Origin of the sequence: Persicobacter psychrovividus (genome assembly GCF_036492425.1) — a bacterium.
GTDB lineage: Bacteria > Bacteroidota > Bacteroidia > Cytophagales > Cyclobacteriaceae > Persicobacter > Persicobacter psychrovividus.
Genome location: NZ_AP025292.1, coordinates 2177212 through 2191494, shown reverse-complemented (window position 1 = coordinate 2191494; position 14283 = coordinate 2177212). Strand labels below are relative to the sequence as shown.

Here is a 14283-nt window from a genome sequence, read left to right as displayed (position 1 = left end):
ATGGAGTATCGAAAAACGAGTGTAAGTTTTGGCTTGGGATTAAATTAAATCATTAATTAATTGCGATTTCACTCACTTATTTGTTAGCTTCACCCTTGATTGAATTTTTTTATTTGATCTTTTAAGTGTGCTACTAAGTTAAGATCAACAAAAACGGATTGTATGAAAAATTTTATTAAAAACTTCTTTAAGAGCTTTCAGCCAGAATATTCGGTGGTTGTAAAAATGTATCACGTTATTCCTGCGCAGCCTGTGAAAGTAATGGGCAGTAAAGAAAAGTTCGGCAAAGGAGAGGTGGAAGCTGCTACGGCATATTTCCAAAAAGTACTTAAAACTACTGCAGAGAAAAAATTCATGCCTGTTGAAGTACAATTGTTGAAAGGAAAGAAAGTTATCCGCGCGAAAGCCTTTGGACCTGTAAATGAAATTAAATCAATGAAGCTTGCGGCCTAAAAAGGGTAGCGCTTTAAAAAAATACAAAACCTTCTTGGAGACAATCCAGGGAGGTTTTTTTATGCCTTTTTTAAGCTTCATGCTTCTGCGGTTGCCGACAAAACGACGGTCAGTAGGGGTGGTTTTATTGGTTGAGGAGCTGCATCATTTCTGCTGAAAAAAACAATCGGATGTTGCGGTCGATGAAGGTATCGGTGAGTTGATGCCCCATGACGGTGAGGTAATAATATTTTCTGTCAGGCCCTTTGTTTCCTTTTTGGGTTTCAAAATCCACCACCCCAAGCTGTTGATATTTTCTCAGATTTCTGTAAATGCTTTGCTCTTCGCAGCGGATGGTTTGGTGGGATTTTTCCTCAATAAAGGATTTAATCTCCTCCACATATTTTTGATCCTCTTTCAGGGCAAGAAATATCCATAAGGTCAGCTGCCCTTTTTTGTAGGTTTGTTCCCAGGTATTCAGCAGTGCCGCAATCTCTTTGTTGTTGTCCATCAGTATGATACATCTTGTATAATACCAATATAATCATTCTTTTGCTATTGTGAAAGGTGGTTAAATTGGGGGCAATGACACAAAAATAAGCCTCATTGCCCATCCTTTCTCTAAAGTTAAGATTTAAAAAATAAATCCTACACCCAGCTCTACCTGATTGGGTTCTTCAATGCCCGCAAAGTTTTTTCTGATTTGATAGTTGGCTTTAAGTACGATACTCTTTTTCGGCTGCGCATTGAATCCCACGGTCACCACTTCCAGGTCATTTTTCGCAAAAGGGTAATCTAATCCCTGCAAGTCCTGATGGATTTTCTGATGGGTATTCAAGCGTTCATAACGAACAAATAGGGGCAGTTTCCATTCGGTATTCTGATTGAAAAATGGCAGGATATCATAAGCCGCCTGCGCATAATATCCGAAGGTTTCAGCACCAAGAATTTCCTGATGGATCTGAAATAGCTGTTCTGTTCCTGAGAGCCATCCCTTGGCCATCAGTCCGAAAAGCTCCAAATTCCCCACTTTGTAAATTCCGTGAGCAGACAGCATTCCGAGGTTTGAGTTAAGCTTTTCACCTGCATAAGGGTTATGGTCTTCGGTGCTGAAAGTGTATCCTTTGGAGGCGTCGCCATAATAACCAGAAACACCGATTAGGAAATCGTCTTCGTCGCCATATTGTAATTTACCATTGAAGGCATAGGAGGAAGGTCTTTCGAACATGTTGTGGTTTCTGCCATTTCTGATCCAGGTGCCAGAGGAAAAATTTGGACCGTTAAAACCATTGGTTACACCGAAGGCATATTCCAGTTTAGGCAGTGCATACCCGTAGGCCAGCAATCCGAATTCCATCCATGCCGTTGGGATAATCAGCCGTTCTACTTCAGGGCGATTGACCGACTTAAAACCGATCGGCTCATCATTCTGATTCACCCAGCCAATACCCATTGGGTAATTACCAAACCGCAGATTGAAATTGTTGTTGATCAGGAAATCGAGCACCAGTTCGTAGGCGAAAGCAAATTCCCCCTGCTGAAATTGGTCGGTGAGGTATTCTGTCTGAAGTTCTCCAACCAAAATAATGCGGTCGGTAAATTTATAACCCAGCCAGATGCCTGTGCGGAACAGGTTGGAGTAGAAAAGCTCCATATCTTCGGAACTCTTGTCTTTGGATCCCTGAAAATTGACATAATTTACCTCGCCGAATCCACTGATAGTAAACTTGCGCTCTGAGGTGAAAATCTTGGAAGAGGCATTGGCAAAGCCCGGTTGTTTCTCGTAGGTAAGCGCCTCGATAAGTTTTTGAGGTTCCTCATTTTCCTGCGCGTAAGTATATAGTGGGGTAGTCATGGCGAAAAATAGGGCCATGATTGTCATTAGATTTTTCATAACATTGCTTTTTGAATGGACATAGAAATGCCCTTACTTTAAATTTAAAAAGCATAAATAGGTGACCGTGATGATAGGGGGTATTCCATAATAATGGTGAAGTATTATGGCCATGAATTGGGGTTGTCCTGCGAAATTACATTTGACGGCGGTAGGAGCTGACCGATGTGCCTGCTCAAATCATCAAAAGTGCATTGCTCGGATACACCTATAAGTGTATCGGTACAGCTTGCGGAACCGTCTTGAAAGCAACTACTGGCGCAGCTGCCCTGTGAAAACAGATTCAAGATAACCCATGATTTTATCAGTGGAAATCTGCGTAAACTGTAGACAAATAATTACCCGTACATTTTATAATGCTACCTTATCAGCGGTGTTTGGGAGTGAGGGGGAAAAGCATTAAGCCCGCCTGGGGGGAGGAGATGGCAAACTGCCATCGGGGTCGGAATATTCATTGACCCACAGGGTTTGTTGATTACCCAAAATCAGCTCTCCACCTTTCGGCTGGAGGTCAAAGGGCACATTGATCTGAAGCTGTTTGATGATTTTTGCCTTGGTGGTCGCAAAGGGATTGTCGGGGAAGCTTTTTGAGGCTTCCTCACCAAGAAAAAGACAGGTGAATAGCTCGACGAAACTTTCCCTTTCCTGCAAGGCATAGAATTCCGAATGCTTAATTTCTTCGCATAGCGAGCTGTCGTCCACATCGATACTGAAGTTAAACAGAATCAATGCGGTCGTCCACGCCATCAGGCGCATAAAACGATATGATCGGAAGATGTTGAGCATTTGCCTGCAAAGCTAAGTAAAAATGATAAAAATCGGATTGATTTCTGCAGGAAAAAATAAATCAATTGATCGAAATTATCAGCATCGATATTTAAGTGCGGTAAATATCAACCGTTTGGACGTTTAGTTTTTTTGCCGACTTTGTCCCGCGCTTTCACCTTTAAAAGGTAAGGGACGATCTCGGGCACCTTACAGCTGGTTTCCCCCATATTGACTTTCACCTTACCAATTTGCGCTCCCACCTTTAGTGCCGTATCGAACAATGGCGCACAAAAAGTTCCTGCGGCAATCACAAAATTATTCATCGCATAAGCCGCGCGGTTGTCTTTTAGGTGAACCCTTTGCTCCGCAAGCTGAATCAGTTCTTGGACGCGGTCAAGGTCAATCTCGCTATCGGCCTGAAAGCTCAGGTAGTTGGCGTAGGTCGTCCAGCCTGCAGCCTGTAAATGTTCTTTTTGCGCCTCGATCCATTCTTCAGCCAGCTCCATGGCAAAAGGGCTTGCGGAAGTTACTGGCGCAACGCAATATTCACTGAGCATATACCAATAGGCTTGTTCAGCCCATTGCTGTAGCTGTTCGCGGCTCATTTTTTGGGGTTCAGCAATGAGTCCCGCCAGGTACATGGCATCGGAATTGCCACTGGCGTACAAGTCCAGGGCAAGGGAATGGTTGCGCTTTATCTTTTTTTGAATTTTCTTCAGGTCCTGAACCTTGACGCCAAAAAATGGTGCTTTGGCACCGTGCCGACGCAGGACTTTTCTGGTTTGTTCGCTGCCGAATTGTTCCAGGGCTTCAAATACTTGGTCGTAGTTCATTGGTTGGAGGGGTGGTTGAAAAATAAAAGTTAGCATTTTTTTTAACTTAAAAACAAGAAGAAGTCAAAAGGCTTATCTTTGTGGCATGGGAATTTTTTTTATTGATAAAAACGAACGAACATTTCCTCCAGGGGAGCTGGCGCATGAGTCAGGCGTGTTGGCTATTGGAGGCGATTTGGCGGTAGATCGGTTGATTACCGCTTATGGCGAAGGAATTTTTCCGTGGTATGATCCAAACATGGAGCCCATGTGGTGGTGCCCCGATCCCCGCTGTGTGGTTTTTCCATCGCAGGTGCGCATTAAGAAAAGTATGCGCCAGCTTTTGCGTGCTCGGAAGTATCGGGTAACCTACGATCAGGACCTGATGGCCGTGATTGAGGGTTGTGAAACCATTAAGCGTGAAGGGCAGGACGGTACCTGGATTACCCAGGAATACAAAGATTCTTTTGCGGAGTTACGCACATTGGGCTTTGTGCATTCTGTGGAGGTATGGGATGGTGAAGAACTTGTTGGTGGCCTTTATGGCATGGCGATGGGGAAGGTGTTTTTTGGGGAGTCAATGTTCAGCAGAAAAAGCAATGCGTCAAAATTCGGTTTCATTCATTTGTGTAAGAATTTGGAAGAGCGAGGCTTTGAGTTTGTTGATTGCCAGTACCATACCGATCACCTGTTTTCGATCGGGGCAAAAATGATTGACCGCGATGATTTTTTGGCAGTGGTGCGCGAGAATGCGGTGGACCATATTGCGGAGAAAGAGGATTGGAACGCATTGTTCCGCGCTGATTTCGAATGGAATATTCAATAAAAAGGCAGTGATCAACTGATGGTTACATGTAGTGATTCGGCTGAAAAACGGTCGGCTTATCTGAAATTATAACCGCCATCATTGCCTGTAAATCGTCCCTCTGAAGAGGTGATCAAATCCCATATTATGGCCTCAACCTCAATACCAACCTCCACATTCAATACGCAGGAAAAAATACTGTTACTGCTCTTGGCAGCCGTGAGTTTTACCAACGTCCTTGACTTTATGGTCATGATGCCCTTGGGTCATGAACTGAGCATGCTCTTTTCGCTGAGTCCGGGGCAGTGGAGTACGGTGATTTCCGCTTACACTTTTGCCGCGGCGCTGTCAGGTTTTGTTGCGATATTTTATATTGATAAATATGGCCGAAGGGATTTTCTGATGGTATTGTATTCAGGATTTTTACTCGGCACCCTTTGCTGTGCTTTTGCCGACAGCTACTTGCAGCTTGTGTTGGCACGGGCATTTACGGGGCTTTTTGGCGGGGTGATCAATGCCTTGCTTTTTGCTATTGTGGGCGATGTGGTCGCCATAGAAAAACGGGGGCGGGGAATAGGTTTACTGATGATGGGTTTTTCCTCGGCATCAGCACTGGGCGTTCCCTTTGGCTTGTACTTTGGGGTAACTTACAGCTGGCGCGTGCCCTTCTTTGCTATTTTTGGGCTGGGTTTAATATTGTTGGTTTGCCTCTATCGTTTTTTGCCGGTGATGCGTGGGCACATTACTGCACAGGCTGGTACGGCAGTGTTCGCACAACTGCGGGAGATTGGCCGTGATGCCGATCAGCGGAATGGTTTGCTGGGGGCATTTTTCATGTTTTCGGGGCATTTTTTTATCATCCCATTTTTGGCACCTTATATGGTTGCAAACGTTGGGATTGCAGAGCAACAGCTGACCTGGATTTACTTTTGCGGCGGGCTGATGACCGTCTTTACCTCCCCGTGGATTGGCCGCCTTTCTGACCGGTTTGGGAAGTTCCGTATTTTCGCGATTTTTGCTTTGCTGACCACCATTCCACTGATAGAAATCACCAATATGTCGGCGGTGCCTTTGTGGCAGGTGTTGTTGGTAACCACCTTGTTTTTTGTTGTTGGGGGAAGAAGTATTCCCGCGAATGCATTAATATTAGGGACCGCCAAGCCAGCGCAGCGCGGGAGTTTTATGGGCGTTCGGGCCTCTGTACAACAGCTTGCAAGTGCTTCAGCTTCGTTTGCCGTGGGTTTTATCGTTAGCCAGTCGGCCACAGGGCAATATCAGCATTACGCACAGGCAGGCATGATCGGCGTCGTCCTGACAGTCGCTTCGATCTTCTTTTTACGAGCAGTACAGACTAAATATTAAGCGAAAAAAAAGTTCCATCAGAAAATTCTTATATTCAAAGACTTGCGTTTGCCGCCCGTCAGTTCTGTTTAAAAAGTCCATCAAGAGCCTTTTAATAATCAATTTCCTGCTTATATTTGCATTCCCAAATGACATGGCCCTATAGTACAATGGATAGTACGTGGGTTTCCGGAGCCTAAGATTTTAGTTCGATTCTAAATAGGGTCACAAGGGAAGCGCCTCTAAGGCGTGAAAAGCCTCTCACAATGCGTGGGGGGCTTTTTTTGCTTTATGGTAAAGGGCGAAGGTTTGGTATTGAGTCGCTGTCTGTAACGCAAGGAGCGACTGACTTCTACCACTTCAGCCCTCCATGATTGTTTAATATTTTATCCATAGATTACCTTTTTTCGGACACGATGTCCGAAAAGTCCCTATGCATCGGTGGAGGCGGTGGACATCCAACAGTTGCACAAAACTTAGGCTTGTTATATTTCTATGCTGATTGTTCGTTTCCGAATTTTTTATTTTATCTTTTTTTGCGCTTCAATTGACATATTACGGCTAAATAGGCAGGTCTATTCTCCTTATTTTGTGATATAACCTATATATAGTTGTTATTCTTACATTTATAATCATACTAATTGTTATAACAGTTATAGTAACTTAGGATGTTATTGTATTATTCGGTATATTAATTGTATGGTTAAGAGATATTTTTGTATTGGTATCATAGGTGTCATTGCTGGGAGTGGCTTATTGGCATTTGATCAGTTGTTCATGGCGGTGGTCGTGTTTGCCATTTCGCTGAGTTGTCTGATACACCACCTGGTGGTGTTTCGCGAACACTGATGTTTTATTTTTTTTGTTGCGAATCTCTTGGGTTGCGGCTTTCAATTCATGTGAATATTAATCCGTTTTACATTTAAAATTAGCATATTGTATTTTAAATCGAATTATGATCCTGCATTACAAACTAATTTTAACTGAACCCCACTAATCATGATAGAAGAGATTAAGCCATATGCTGTCAGGGCGGTAGTGCCTGCTGATGTGTCGAATTTAAAAGCAGTAATTGACAGTAGTGAGCTGTTTCCCTCTGAAATGATCGAGGAAATGATCGCCCCCTATTTCGCACAACAGGAAGAGTGCCTGTGGCTGACAGGCGATCAGGATGGACCTTCTTTTGTGGCCTATTGCGCACCAGAAAAAATGACCGAAGGTACCTGGAATTTGTTTTTGATCGCCGTTCATGCAGATCGGCAGGGGCAGGGCATCGGCCGTTCGGTATTGGCCCATATTGAGGCAGAACTGCAGAAGCGCGGTGTACGCCTGTTGCTGGTGGACACTTCAGGCCTGGACGAATTCAAAGCGACGCGATCTTTCTACTATCAATGTGGTTATTTACAGGAGGCCGTCATTCGGGATTTTTATCAGCAAGGAGAAGATAAGGTGACGTTCGTTAAAAGATTGAATTAAGCAAATACATATATTCAGTAAGGTTTCATCAGTAAAATGGGTGAAACCTTTTTTTTGTCCGTCAGTGCTTTGGTAGCTACAAACAAATCGGCCTTCAAAGGTATTCTAACAGGTAGGAGCGTGGTTTTGCGCTGCTATGATGCGCGTTTTAGAATAACTTTATCAATATGACTGACCAAACAAATTTTGACCCCAAAATCTATTTCAAGGCTGATCCTATCCTGTGCCGTATTGTGGAGCGGTTACCGCTGCCGCAGGTGCACAGCACAAAAAATGTATTCCATGACTTATTGAGCTGTGTGTTGGAGGGGATCATTCATTACCGAAGCCGTGGAGGTTTGTTTGATCAGCTGCTTGATGAGGCGAGGATGTCGAACCTGACCGTGGATAAATATGAAGCGTTCGAGAAGAAAGCCCTTCGTACTGGACGGGTTACTGATGAGCGCCGGCAAACAACACAAAATGTGGCTGCCTATTGGAAAATGAATCCGGATTTGTCCTGGCTCACCATGACGGAGCAGGAACTGCGGGGCCATTTTTCGAAAATTAACGGGGTGGGGGAGCACTGTACTGAAATGATCCTCTTATATACGCTTGGGCTTCCGAATATTAACCCGATTCATGACCGTGACCTGGCGATTGTGGTGGAGAACCTATATGATATCGCTCCCAACGACAATTTTGAGCAGCGGATACTGGAAATTTCCAGTGCCTGGGGCGATCAGGTTTCCCTGGCGGTGAAATACCTGATCGATTGGCACGAGCATGGAAAGCAATTGTAGTATTATGATTTTTCGGAAAGGGCGATGCCATTAAACTGGATGCCCTCCCAGCTGTGTTTCATGAAGTTGCGAATATTCTGATGGCTGTCTCCTTCGGGAGTGTCCAAAACGGTCGCATAATGTTCGCCGAAGCACTTCAGTGTTTTTTCGGCGGAAAGCTGATGCAGTTTGGCGAAGAAAAATAGTTTGCAAGAGCCTTCATTTTGGCCAGCATCATTTTGTAAATCCCCATTCCTGAAAGCCGTTGGTTGATATTGGTAGTGCTGGTCAATGAATGCGATAAACTGCCCGAAGTTGAATTGGGGCTGTGTTAGCAGGTGGTTTAGTTGTTCTGTTTGCATTATTCTTGTGGACTAAATTTTGAGGTTTGTTGCTGACGAATTTCTGCGGTCAGCAGGTCTATTTTTTTGTTAAGGTCATCAACTTTCACTTCAAGTTCATCATTGTTGTCCATCACCATGGCATCCACAAAAACGGAGTTTACAAGCGATAAACCAAAGATTCCCCCCGTGAGCAAAATCACAATAAAGAAAAACTTTATGCCCACTTCCTGAAAAATGGTAAGGTTGCCGTTGGCCATCATGCTTTCGGGAATTTCATACCAGCCCTCTACCGTGAAAATTTTAAAGGTGCTGTAAAGCGCACTGAGCGGGTTGCCAAAATATTCTGGCGAGAGGTCCTGAAAAAGTGAGCAGGCAATAATGGCGACTATGAAGTTATAAATCAGGAAGGTGACAATCACCAGCACCGAGGCTTTCAGTGCGCGGTTAATGCCTGCGAGCAATGACTGTACACCAGGAATAAAGCGGAAAAAGCGCATGAATTTAAAGACCCTTGCCGTTCTGAAGATTAGTAAAAAATCCAGCCCCTGATTGCCTGTTTCTCTCCCGAACCAATACAGCAAGGAGGGTAAGGCGAGGGCGACCAGCACGAAATCGAATCGGTTCCAGGCTGATTGCCAAAAGTTGCTGAACCCCTGTTGTTTGATGTTTTTGCTGAGTTCAAAGACAAAATATATGGTGAAAAAATTATCAAAATGGTTTAGCCAAAAGGAGAACGCCTTCGAGAGCTCGAACCCTTGAAGGAAAATGGTGGCTGAGTTGAGCAAAATGATCAAAAGGACTTTCCGCTCACTGAAAAAGTTGAAATAGGTAGATGATTCCATAGCGCAAAGATAATGGCTTTTCAATATTTAAGCGCCGATTTATTTCAGGAATTCAGGACTAAATTTATAGTGTGCTCATTTCAGTAGTGGGTTCAATTATTATTGTGGATTTTAAATATTTCCCCTTTCCATAAATATCCGTATCGAAGCCTCAAAAAAGAAGGCCGGGCCTTGTGATCCGAGGGGGGTAAAAGGGATCAGTAGCCCTTTTTCAGGATAATAGTGAAAAGTCTTTAAATAGGGCGGTTTGGTCAATATGATTGTCAATTTTAGGCAAATGGGGCTCGAAATTCACAACGAATGCCCATATTATTGAATATTTACGCAGAAATTGTTAATTTTATTGACAACAATAGAATAGCAAATAAGAGGAAGCACATTCTTTATATCCATTCGCTAATGCTTCCCAACATAAAAACCTACATACCATGAGTAGAACAATTATTGTATCTAACCGACTTCCCTTAAAGGTCTTTAGAGACGACAATGAACAGCTTCAATTTGCAACAAGTGAAGGGGGCTTGGCTACAGGACTTGGTTCGGTTTATAAAAAAGGAGATAACTTGTGGATCGGCTGGCCTGGCCTGGCCGTAGAAAATGATAACGACCGCAAAGTGGTCGATCAGCAACTCAAAGCGGGTAATATGCGACCTGTATATCTGACCGAAGAAGAGGTGCATGAATTTTATGAAGGCTTCAGTAATGAAACCCTCTGGCCTATATTCCACTATTTTCCTTCCTACGCCAATTTTGATGAAAATCACTGGGAGTCCTATAAGAAGGTCAATCAGAAATTCTGTGATGCCATTCTTGAGATTGCCCGACCAGATGACACCATTTGGGTGCACGATTACCAATTGCTCCTGGTGCCACAAATGCTCCGCGATCAATTGCCACAGATCAGTATCGGCTTTTTTCAGCATATTCCTTTTCCCTCTTTTGAAACCTTCCGTGCCATTCCGTGGCGCCGTGAGTTACTGATGGGACTGATGGGGGCTGATTTGGTCGGCTTTCATACTTTTGACGATATGCGTCACTTTTTGAGTTCTGTGTCGCGATTGGCAGGCATGAAAGTCAACCAAACGCAGGTAGTGGTCGGTAACCGTACTGTTACGGTGGACGCCTTCCCGATGGGGATTGACTTTGAGAAATATGAGGGCATGGCAAGCCACCCAGATACCCTCAGTCAGGAGGTAGATTACCGCACCAGCATTGGCAAAACCAAGGTCATGCTTTCGATTGACCGTCTGGATTATTCCAAGGGAATTCCAAACCGCCTCAAAGCAATAGAGATGTTCTTTGATCTGAATCCGCAGTATATTGGCGAGGTTTCCCTGTTCATGATTGTGGTACCTTCAAGGGATACTGTACCAAAATACAGGGCTTTGAAAGAGGAAATTGATCTGGCCGTTGGGCGTATCAATGCCAAAATCGGGACCGTCAACTGGAAGCCTATTCATTACTTCTACCGTTCTTTTGATATCCACTCGCTGTCGGCATTTTACCGCATGGCCGATGTGGCACTGGTAACACCGATGCGCGATGGCATGAACCTGGTAGCCAAGGAATATGTGGCCAGTAAGCTCGACAATAAAGGGGTGCTTATTCTTTCGGAAATGGCAGGTGCTTCCAAAGAACTTTCGGATTCGATCCGCATTAATCCAAATGACATCCACCAATTGTCTGATGCGATCAGGGATGCGCTGGAAATGGAAGTGGAAGTGCAGCAGCAGCACATGGCTGTCATGAAACAGACCATTAAAAGATATAATATCCACCACTGGGTGAAATTGTTCCTGGAGCAGCTTGAAGGCATTAAGGATGACCAGAAAACCGCCGGAGCGAAATCACTGAAAGGGCAGCTCAGAACGGATCTTGTTCACCGTTATCATGATTCCAATGAGCCGATGTTGTTCCTGGATTATGATGGTACCCTCTCCGGCTTTCATCATGATCCGCAAAAAGCGACGCCAGACAGTCAATTATTGTCTTTGCTGACCAAAATTGGAAATGGTAAAGGTCGTGTGGTGATCATCAGTGGTCGCGACCGGGAAACACTGGGGAACTGGCTGGGGCACCTTCCGGTAGATTTGGTGGCAGAACATGGGGTCTGGTACCGATATCAGGGCATGGAATGGAAGAAGGCCAGCAATATGAATGGGCAGTGGAAAGAGGCTGTGGGATTGGTGATGGACACCTTCGTGAACAGAACGCCAGGCTCATTTATTGAAGAAAAAGATTACTCGCTTGCATGGCATTACCGCAAGGCGGAACAGGGCTTTGGGGAGTTGCGTGCCCGCGAGCTGGTGAACCACCTGCGTTATATTACCCACGGCATGAATTTGCAGGTGCTTGAAGGCGATATGGTGATTGAGGTAAAATCGAGCGATGTTAATAAAGGAAAAGCAACCAACCGCTTCCTTCGCAAGTTTACCCACGATTACCTGTTTGCTATTGGCGACGACTGGACGGATGAAGATACTTTTGTTGCCATTGGCGATAAAGGGGATACCGTTAAAGTCGGCAGGGCATCGACGGAAGCGACTTATTTTGTAGAGAATGAGCGCGCCGTACGCCGCTTGTTGGAAGAATTTCAAAAGTCGGCGAGCGAAAGTAAAAGCGAGCCCAAAGCAAAAGAAGAACACTCTTAAAATATCAAAATCCCTGAGCTAATGCTTGGGGATTTTTTTGATTGGTATAATTCCTGCATTTCCTTACTTTTGGGCAAAGAACAAAGTATATGGAAAATTTCGCGAAGCAAAGACGAGAAAATAATATTTCAGAATATATCATCTTCCAATATCAGATGGAAGATTTGGTGCGTGCCTATCAGTTTGATATGGCTGAAATTGAGGAGTATGTGGTGAAGCACTTTCCGATCTCTGAGGAGGAGAAGGAGGAGAAGCGTACTTATTTCAGACAATTGATTGCCGAGATGAAAGCGGAAGGTGTGGAGCAGGAAGGGCATCTGAAAGCCAATCAGGAAATTGTGGACAAGGTGCTTGAATTGCACTTTAAATTGCTGACCGAGGATAAAGAATATCAGCAGTTGTTCAATGCCGTTCGCCCATCCATTCAGCTGTATTTGCAAAAGGCTGAAGGGAAAGTAACCAACCCGATTCAGGTGTGTATTAATGGGGTTTATGGCTACCTGCTATGCAAAATGACGGGCAAGCCTGTTGCTGAAGAAGACAAAAAGCATGTGGAGGCGTTCGGTGATTTGCTGGCGTACCTGTCTTATAACTTCAAAGCACTGAAATTATAGGAAAATGGGAAGAAAGCGTCTTCAGGAAAGGCTGGTGAACAGTAATGGGAATGTTTAAATTTTCCGTGAACTGATCACCAGCCTTTTTTTTTATTTGATATTGTATTTCAGGCCTGAAGGCGATACCACTATTAAACCTTAAAAATAATGTTTTTTCGGTACAGGTAATACATCGGGATGGCGTTGAGCAACACGAGGGTTACCGCATAGGCGAGGGAGGCTGTTTTGGCAGGCATCCATGAGATATAGGCCGACTGGTAAAGCAGGCTCAGCAGGTTGTGACCATTCACGGGGAAGGCTTCAAAGCATTTGACCAGCAGATTGGAGAAAATAAATGCACTGATGGCATTGACACCAAAAATTTTGAAGAAGGTCAGGCCACGGTGTTCAAAACGGTAAATATCCAATAACCAGTAAAGCGCCCCAAGGGTCAGCCAGGCATAGCCACTGGTCAGGATAACAAACGAACTCGTCCATAGCGATTTATTGATGGGAAAACCAAGGCCGAACCATTCGCCAGCAATCAGCTGGATAAAACCCGCCACCATCAGGCCAGTAACACAGGCGTAAGGGGTGCTTTTCTTATGGCCGATCCAGAGTCCTGCCAAAATACCACTCAGGGCGGTAACGATGGCGGGAATGGTGCTGATCAGTCCTTCGGGGTCCCACGTTTTGGCGTGCTCCCAAAGGTGTGCACCCATCAGTTTGAAATCTACATAAGCACCGATATTCTGATCAAAGGCATTCAGGTCAGGCATACCAATGCCAGGGATGGGCAGTCGGGTGAGCAACAGGTAATATCCAATCAGAATAATGGATGACAGTCGCAGGAGCCCCTTCCAGTCGAGGGAAAAAAACAGGGGCACACTGATGATGAACAAAATACCGATGCGCTGCAAAACACCCATGAAGCGCCAGTGGGCAAAATCAAAAAAGGGCAAAAGGTTCAAAAGTAACCCAATACCGATGAGCTTCATGGCGCGGATGCCCGCTTTTTTATAAGCCTGAGGGCGCAATTCTGGCTGCTCCTTGGCTTTTTTAAGACTGAAAGTCATCGATACCCCCATCATGAAAATAAAGAAGGGGAAGATCAGGTCGGTCATGCTGCAACCGTGCCATTGGGCATGCGCAAAAGGGTAGTAGATGTTGTTCCAGTCTCCAGGATTATTAACAAGCACCATCATCATCATGGTGATCCCCCGAAAGATGTCAAGGGAAGTCAGCCGTTTGTTATGGGGCTTTGGTGCCACGGTGTCCTGTGGCGTTTCAGGTACGATTTGGGTTGCTGTTCGCATAAAAAAATGTGGTTGGTAATAAAAGTAAGCACACAAGGGTGTGTGGGCATTATAATGCTATGGGCAAGGTAAAAAAAATGAGTCAAATTTTTAGGCGGAATGATTCAAACATTGGCCATCAGTTTTCGGGGCATTAAAGTGGAGGCGTTTTTTTCAGCGGTTGGGTAAAAAAAACGACGGTCACCCAACCCGCCTTTCAGATGATCCTCCATGCGGTAGCAGGAATAAAATTGAAAACAGCTATTGAG

14 protein-coding genes and 1 tRNA gene are annotated in these 14283 nt (G+C 44.7%); 8 read left to right on the top strand and 7 right to left on the bottom strand.

Going from position 1 to position 14283, the window contains the following annotated elements:
* Positions 1–162: 162 nt before the first annotated feature.
* Complete coding sequence (locus AABK40_RS09335) at positions 163–453, top strand: hypothetical protein (protein WP_332918940.1); 291 nt, start codon at positions 163–165, stop codon at positions 451–453.
* A 124-nt stretch (positions 454–577) separates the two neighbouring features.
* On the opposite strand, the gene AABK40_RS09330 is transcribed toward AABK40_RS09335, so the two are convergent.
* From AABK40_RS09330 to AABK40_RS09315, 4 genes are all read right to left on the bottom strand, one after another.
* A complete protein-coding gene (locus tag AABK40_RS09330) occupies positions 578–943 on the bottom strand; it encodes a PadR family transcriptional regulator (RefSeq protein WP_338396867.1) in 366 nt (121 codons plus the stop codon).
* Between the two features lie 123 nt (positions 944–1066).
* Positions 1067–2326, bottom strand: coding sequence for a hypothetical protein (locus AABK40_RS09325; protein ID WP_338396866.1), 1260 nt, complete (start codon positions 2324–2326; stop codon positions 1067–1069).
* A gap of 399 nt (positions 2327–2725) precedes the next feature.
* Complete coding sequence (locus AABK40_RS09320) at positions 2726–3112, bottom strand: hypothetical protein (RefSeq protein ID WP_338396865.1); 387 nt, start codon at positions 3110–3112, stop codon at positions 2726–2728.
* Between the two features lie 107 nt (positions 3113–3219).
* Entirely contained in the window at positions 3220–3927 is a 708-nt protein-coding gene (locus tag AABK40_RS09315) for a DNA alkylation repair protein (RefSeq protein WP_338396864.1), read from the bottom strand.
* 85 nt (positions 3928–4012) lie between these two features.
* Between AABK40_RS09315 and aat the strand changes: the two genes are divergently transcribed.
* The 5 genes from aat (at position 4013) to AABK40_RS09290 (ending at position 8310) form a co-directional block, all read left to right on the top strand.
* Positions 4013–4732, top strand: a complete 720-nt coding sequence (gene aat / locus AABK40_RS09310; protein ID WP_332918945.1) for a leucyl/phenylalanyl-tRNA--protein transferase — start codon at positions 4013–4015, stop codon at positions 4730–4732.
* Between the two features lie 126 nt (positions 4733–4858).
* Positions 4859–6073 (top strand): MFS transporter, encoded by a 1215-nt coding sequence (locus tag AABK40_RS09305; RefSeq protein ID WP_338396863.1) that lies wholly within the window; start codon positions 4859–4861, stop codon positions 6071–6073.
* Positions 6074–6208: 135 nt separating this feature from the next.
* Positions 6209–6280, top strand: a tRNA-Arg gene (locus AABK40_RS09300).
* A gap of 771 nt (positions 6281–7051) precedes the next feature.
* A complete protein-coding gene (locus tag AABK40_RS09295; RefSeq protein WP_338396862.1) occupies positions 7052–7528 on the top strand; it encodes a GNAT family N-acetyltransferase in 477 nt (158 codons plus the stop codon).
* Between the two features lie 167 nt (positions 7529–7695).
* A complete protein-coding gene (locus AABK40_RS09290) occupies positions 7696–8310 on the top strand; it encodes a hypothetical protein (protein ID WP_338396861.1) in 615 nt (204 codons plus the stop codon).
* Between the two features lie 2 nt (positions 8311–8312).
* Here AABK40_RS09290 and AABK40_RS09285 read toward each other — a convergent pair whose 3' ends face one another.
* Both AABK40_RS09285 and AABK40_RS09280 read right to left on the bottom strand, forming a co-directional pair.
* The gene (locus AABK40_RS09285) at positions 8313–8651 is read right to left on the bottom strand and encodes a HopJ type III effector protein (protein WP_338396860.1); all 339 of its coding nucleotides are present in this window, start codon (positions 8649–8651) and stop codon (positions 8313–8315) included.
* On the bottom strand, positions 8651–9475 hold the full coding sequence (locus AABK40_RS09280) for an ion transporter (protein WP_338396859.1): 825 nt from the start codon (positions 9473–9475) through the stop codon (positions 8651–8653). The genes AABK40_RS09285 and AABK40_RS09280 overlap by 1 nt, the downstream gene beginning before the upstream one ends.
* Positions 9476–9903: 428 nt before the next feature.
* Here AABK40_RS09280 and AABK40_RS09275 point away from each other — a divergent pair, with 428 nt between their 5' ends.
* Both AABK40_RS09275 and AABK40_RS09270 read left to right on the top strand, forming a co-directional pair.
* The gene (locus tag AABK40_RS09275) at positions 9904–12126 is read left to right on the top strand and encodes a bifunctional alpha,alpha-trehalose-phosphate synthase (UDP-forming)/trehalose-phosphatase (RefSeq protein ID WP_338396858.1); all 2223 of its coding nucleotides are present in this window, start codon (positions 9904–9906) and stop codon (positions 12124–12126) included.
* An 89-nt stretch (positions 12127–12215) separates the two neighbouring features.
* Positions 12216–12740, top strand: coding sequence for a DUF4924 family protein (locus tag AABK40_RS09270; protein ID WP_338396857.1), 525 nt, complete (start codon positions 12216–12218; stop codon positions 12738–12740).
* Positions 12741–12871: 131 nt separating this feature from the next.
* Here the strand turns inward: AABK40_RS09270 and AABK40_RS09265 are convergent, their stop codons facing one another.
* Positions 12872–14035: an acyltransferase family protein gene (locus tag AABK40_RS09265; protein ID WP_338396856.1), complete on the bottom strand. Its 1164-nt coding sequence runs from the start codon at positions 14033–14035 to the stop codon at positions 12872–12874.
* Positions 14036–14283 lie beyond the last annotated feature (248 nt).

Excerpts from the sequence above, each read along its gene's own strand:
- aat (WP_332918945.1), top strand. The coding sequence starts at position 4,013 with ATGGGAATTTTTTTTATTGATAAAAACGAACGAACATTTCCTCCAGGG.
- AABK40_RS09265 (WP_338396856.1), bottom strand. The coding sequence starts at position 14,035 with ATGCGAACAGCAACCCAAATCGTACCTGAAACGCCACAGGACACCGTG.
- AABK40_RS09305 (WP_338396863.1), top strand. The coding sequence starts at position 4,859 with ATGGCCTCAACCTCAATACCAACCTCCACATTCAATACGCAGGAAAAA.
- AABK40_RS09295 (WP_338396862.1), top strand. The coding sequence starts at position 7,052 with ATGATAGAAGAGATTAAGCCATATGCTGTCAGGGCGGTAGTGCCTGCT.
- AABK40_RS09330 (WP_338396867.1), bottom strand. The coding sequence starts at position 943 with ATGGACAACAACAAAGAGATTGCGGCACTGCTGAATACCTGGGAACAA.
- AABK40_RS09270 (WP_338396857.1), top strand. The coding sequence starts at position 12,216 with ATGGAAAATTTCGCGAAGCAAAGACGAGAAAATAATATTTCAGAATAT.
- AABK40_RS09285 (WP_338396860.1), bottom strand. The coding sequence starts at position 8,651 with ATGCAAACAGAACAACTAAACCACCTGCTAACACAGCCCCAATTCAAC.
- AABK40_RS09275 (WP_338396858.1), top strand. The coding sequence starts at position 9,904 with ATGAGTAGAACAATTATTGTATCTAACCGACTTCCCTTAAAGGTCTTT.
- AABK40_RS09315 (WP_338396864.1), bottom strand. The coding sequence starts at position 3,927 with ATGAACTACGACCAAGTATTTGAAGCCCTGGAACAATTCGGCAGCGAA.
- AABK40_RS09335 (WP_332918940.1), top strand. The coding sequence starts at position 163 with ATGAAAAATTTTATTAAAAACTTCTTTAAGAGCTTTCAGCCAGAATAT.
- AABK40_RS09320 (WP_338396865.1), bottom strand. The coding sequence starts at position 3,112 with ATGCTCAACATCTTCCGATCATATCGTTTTATGCGCCTGATGGCGTGG.
- AABK40_RS09280 (WP_338396859.1), bottom strand. The coding sequence starts at position 9,475 with ATGGAATCATCTACCTATTTCAACTTTTTCAGTGAGCGGAAAGTCCTT.
- AABK40_RS09325 (WP_338396866.1), bottom strand. The coding sequence starts at position 2,326 with ATGAAAAATCTAATGACAATCATGGCCCTATTTTTCGCCATGACTACC.
- AABK40_RS09290 (WP_338396861.1), top strand. The coding sequence starts at position 7,696 with ATGACTGACCAAACAAATTTTGACCCCAAAATCTATTTCAAGGCTGAT.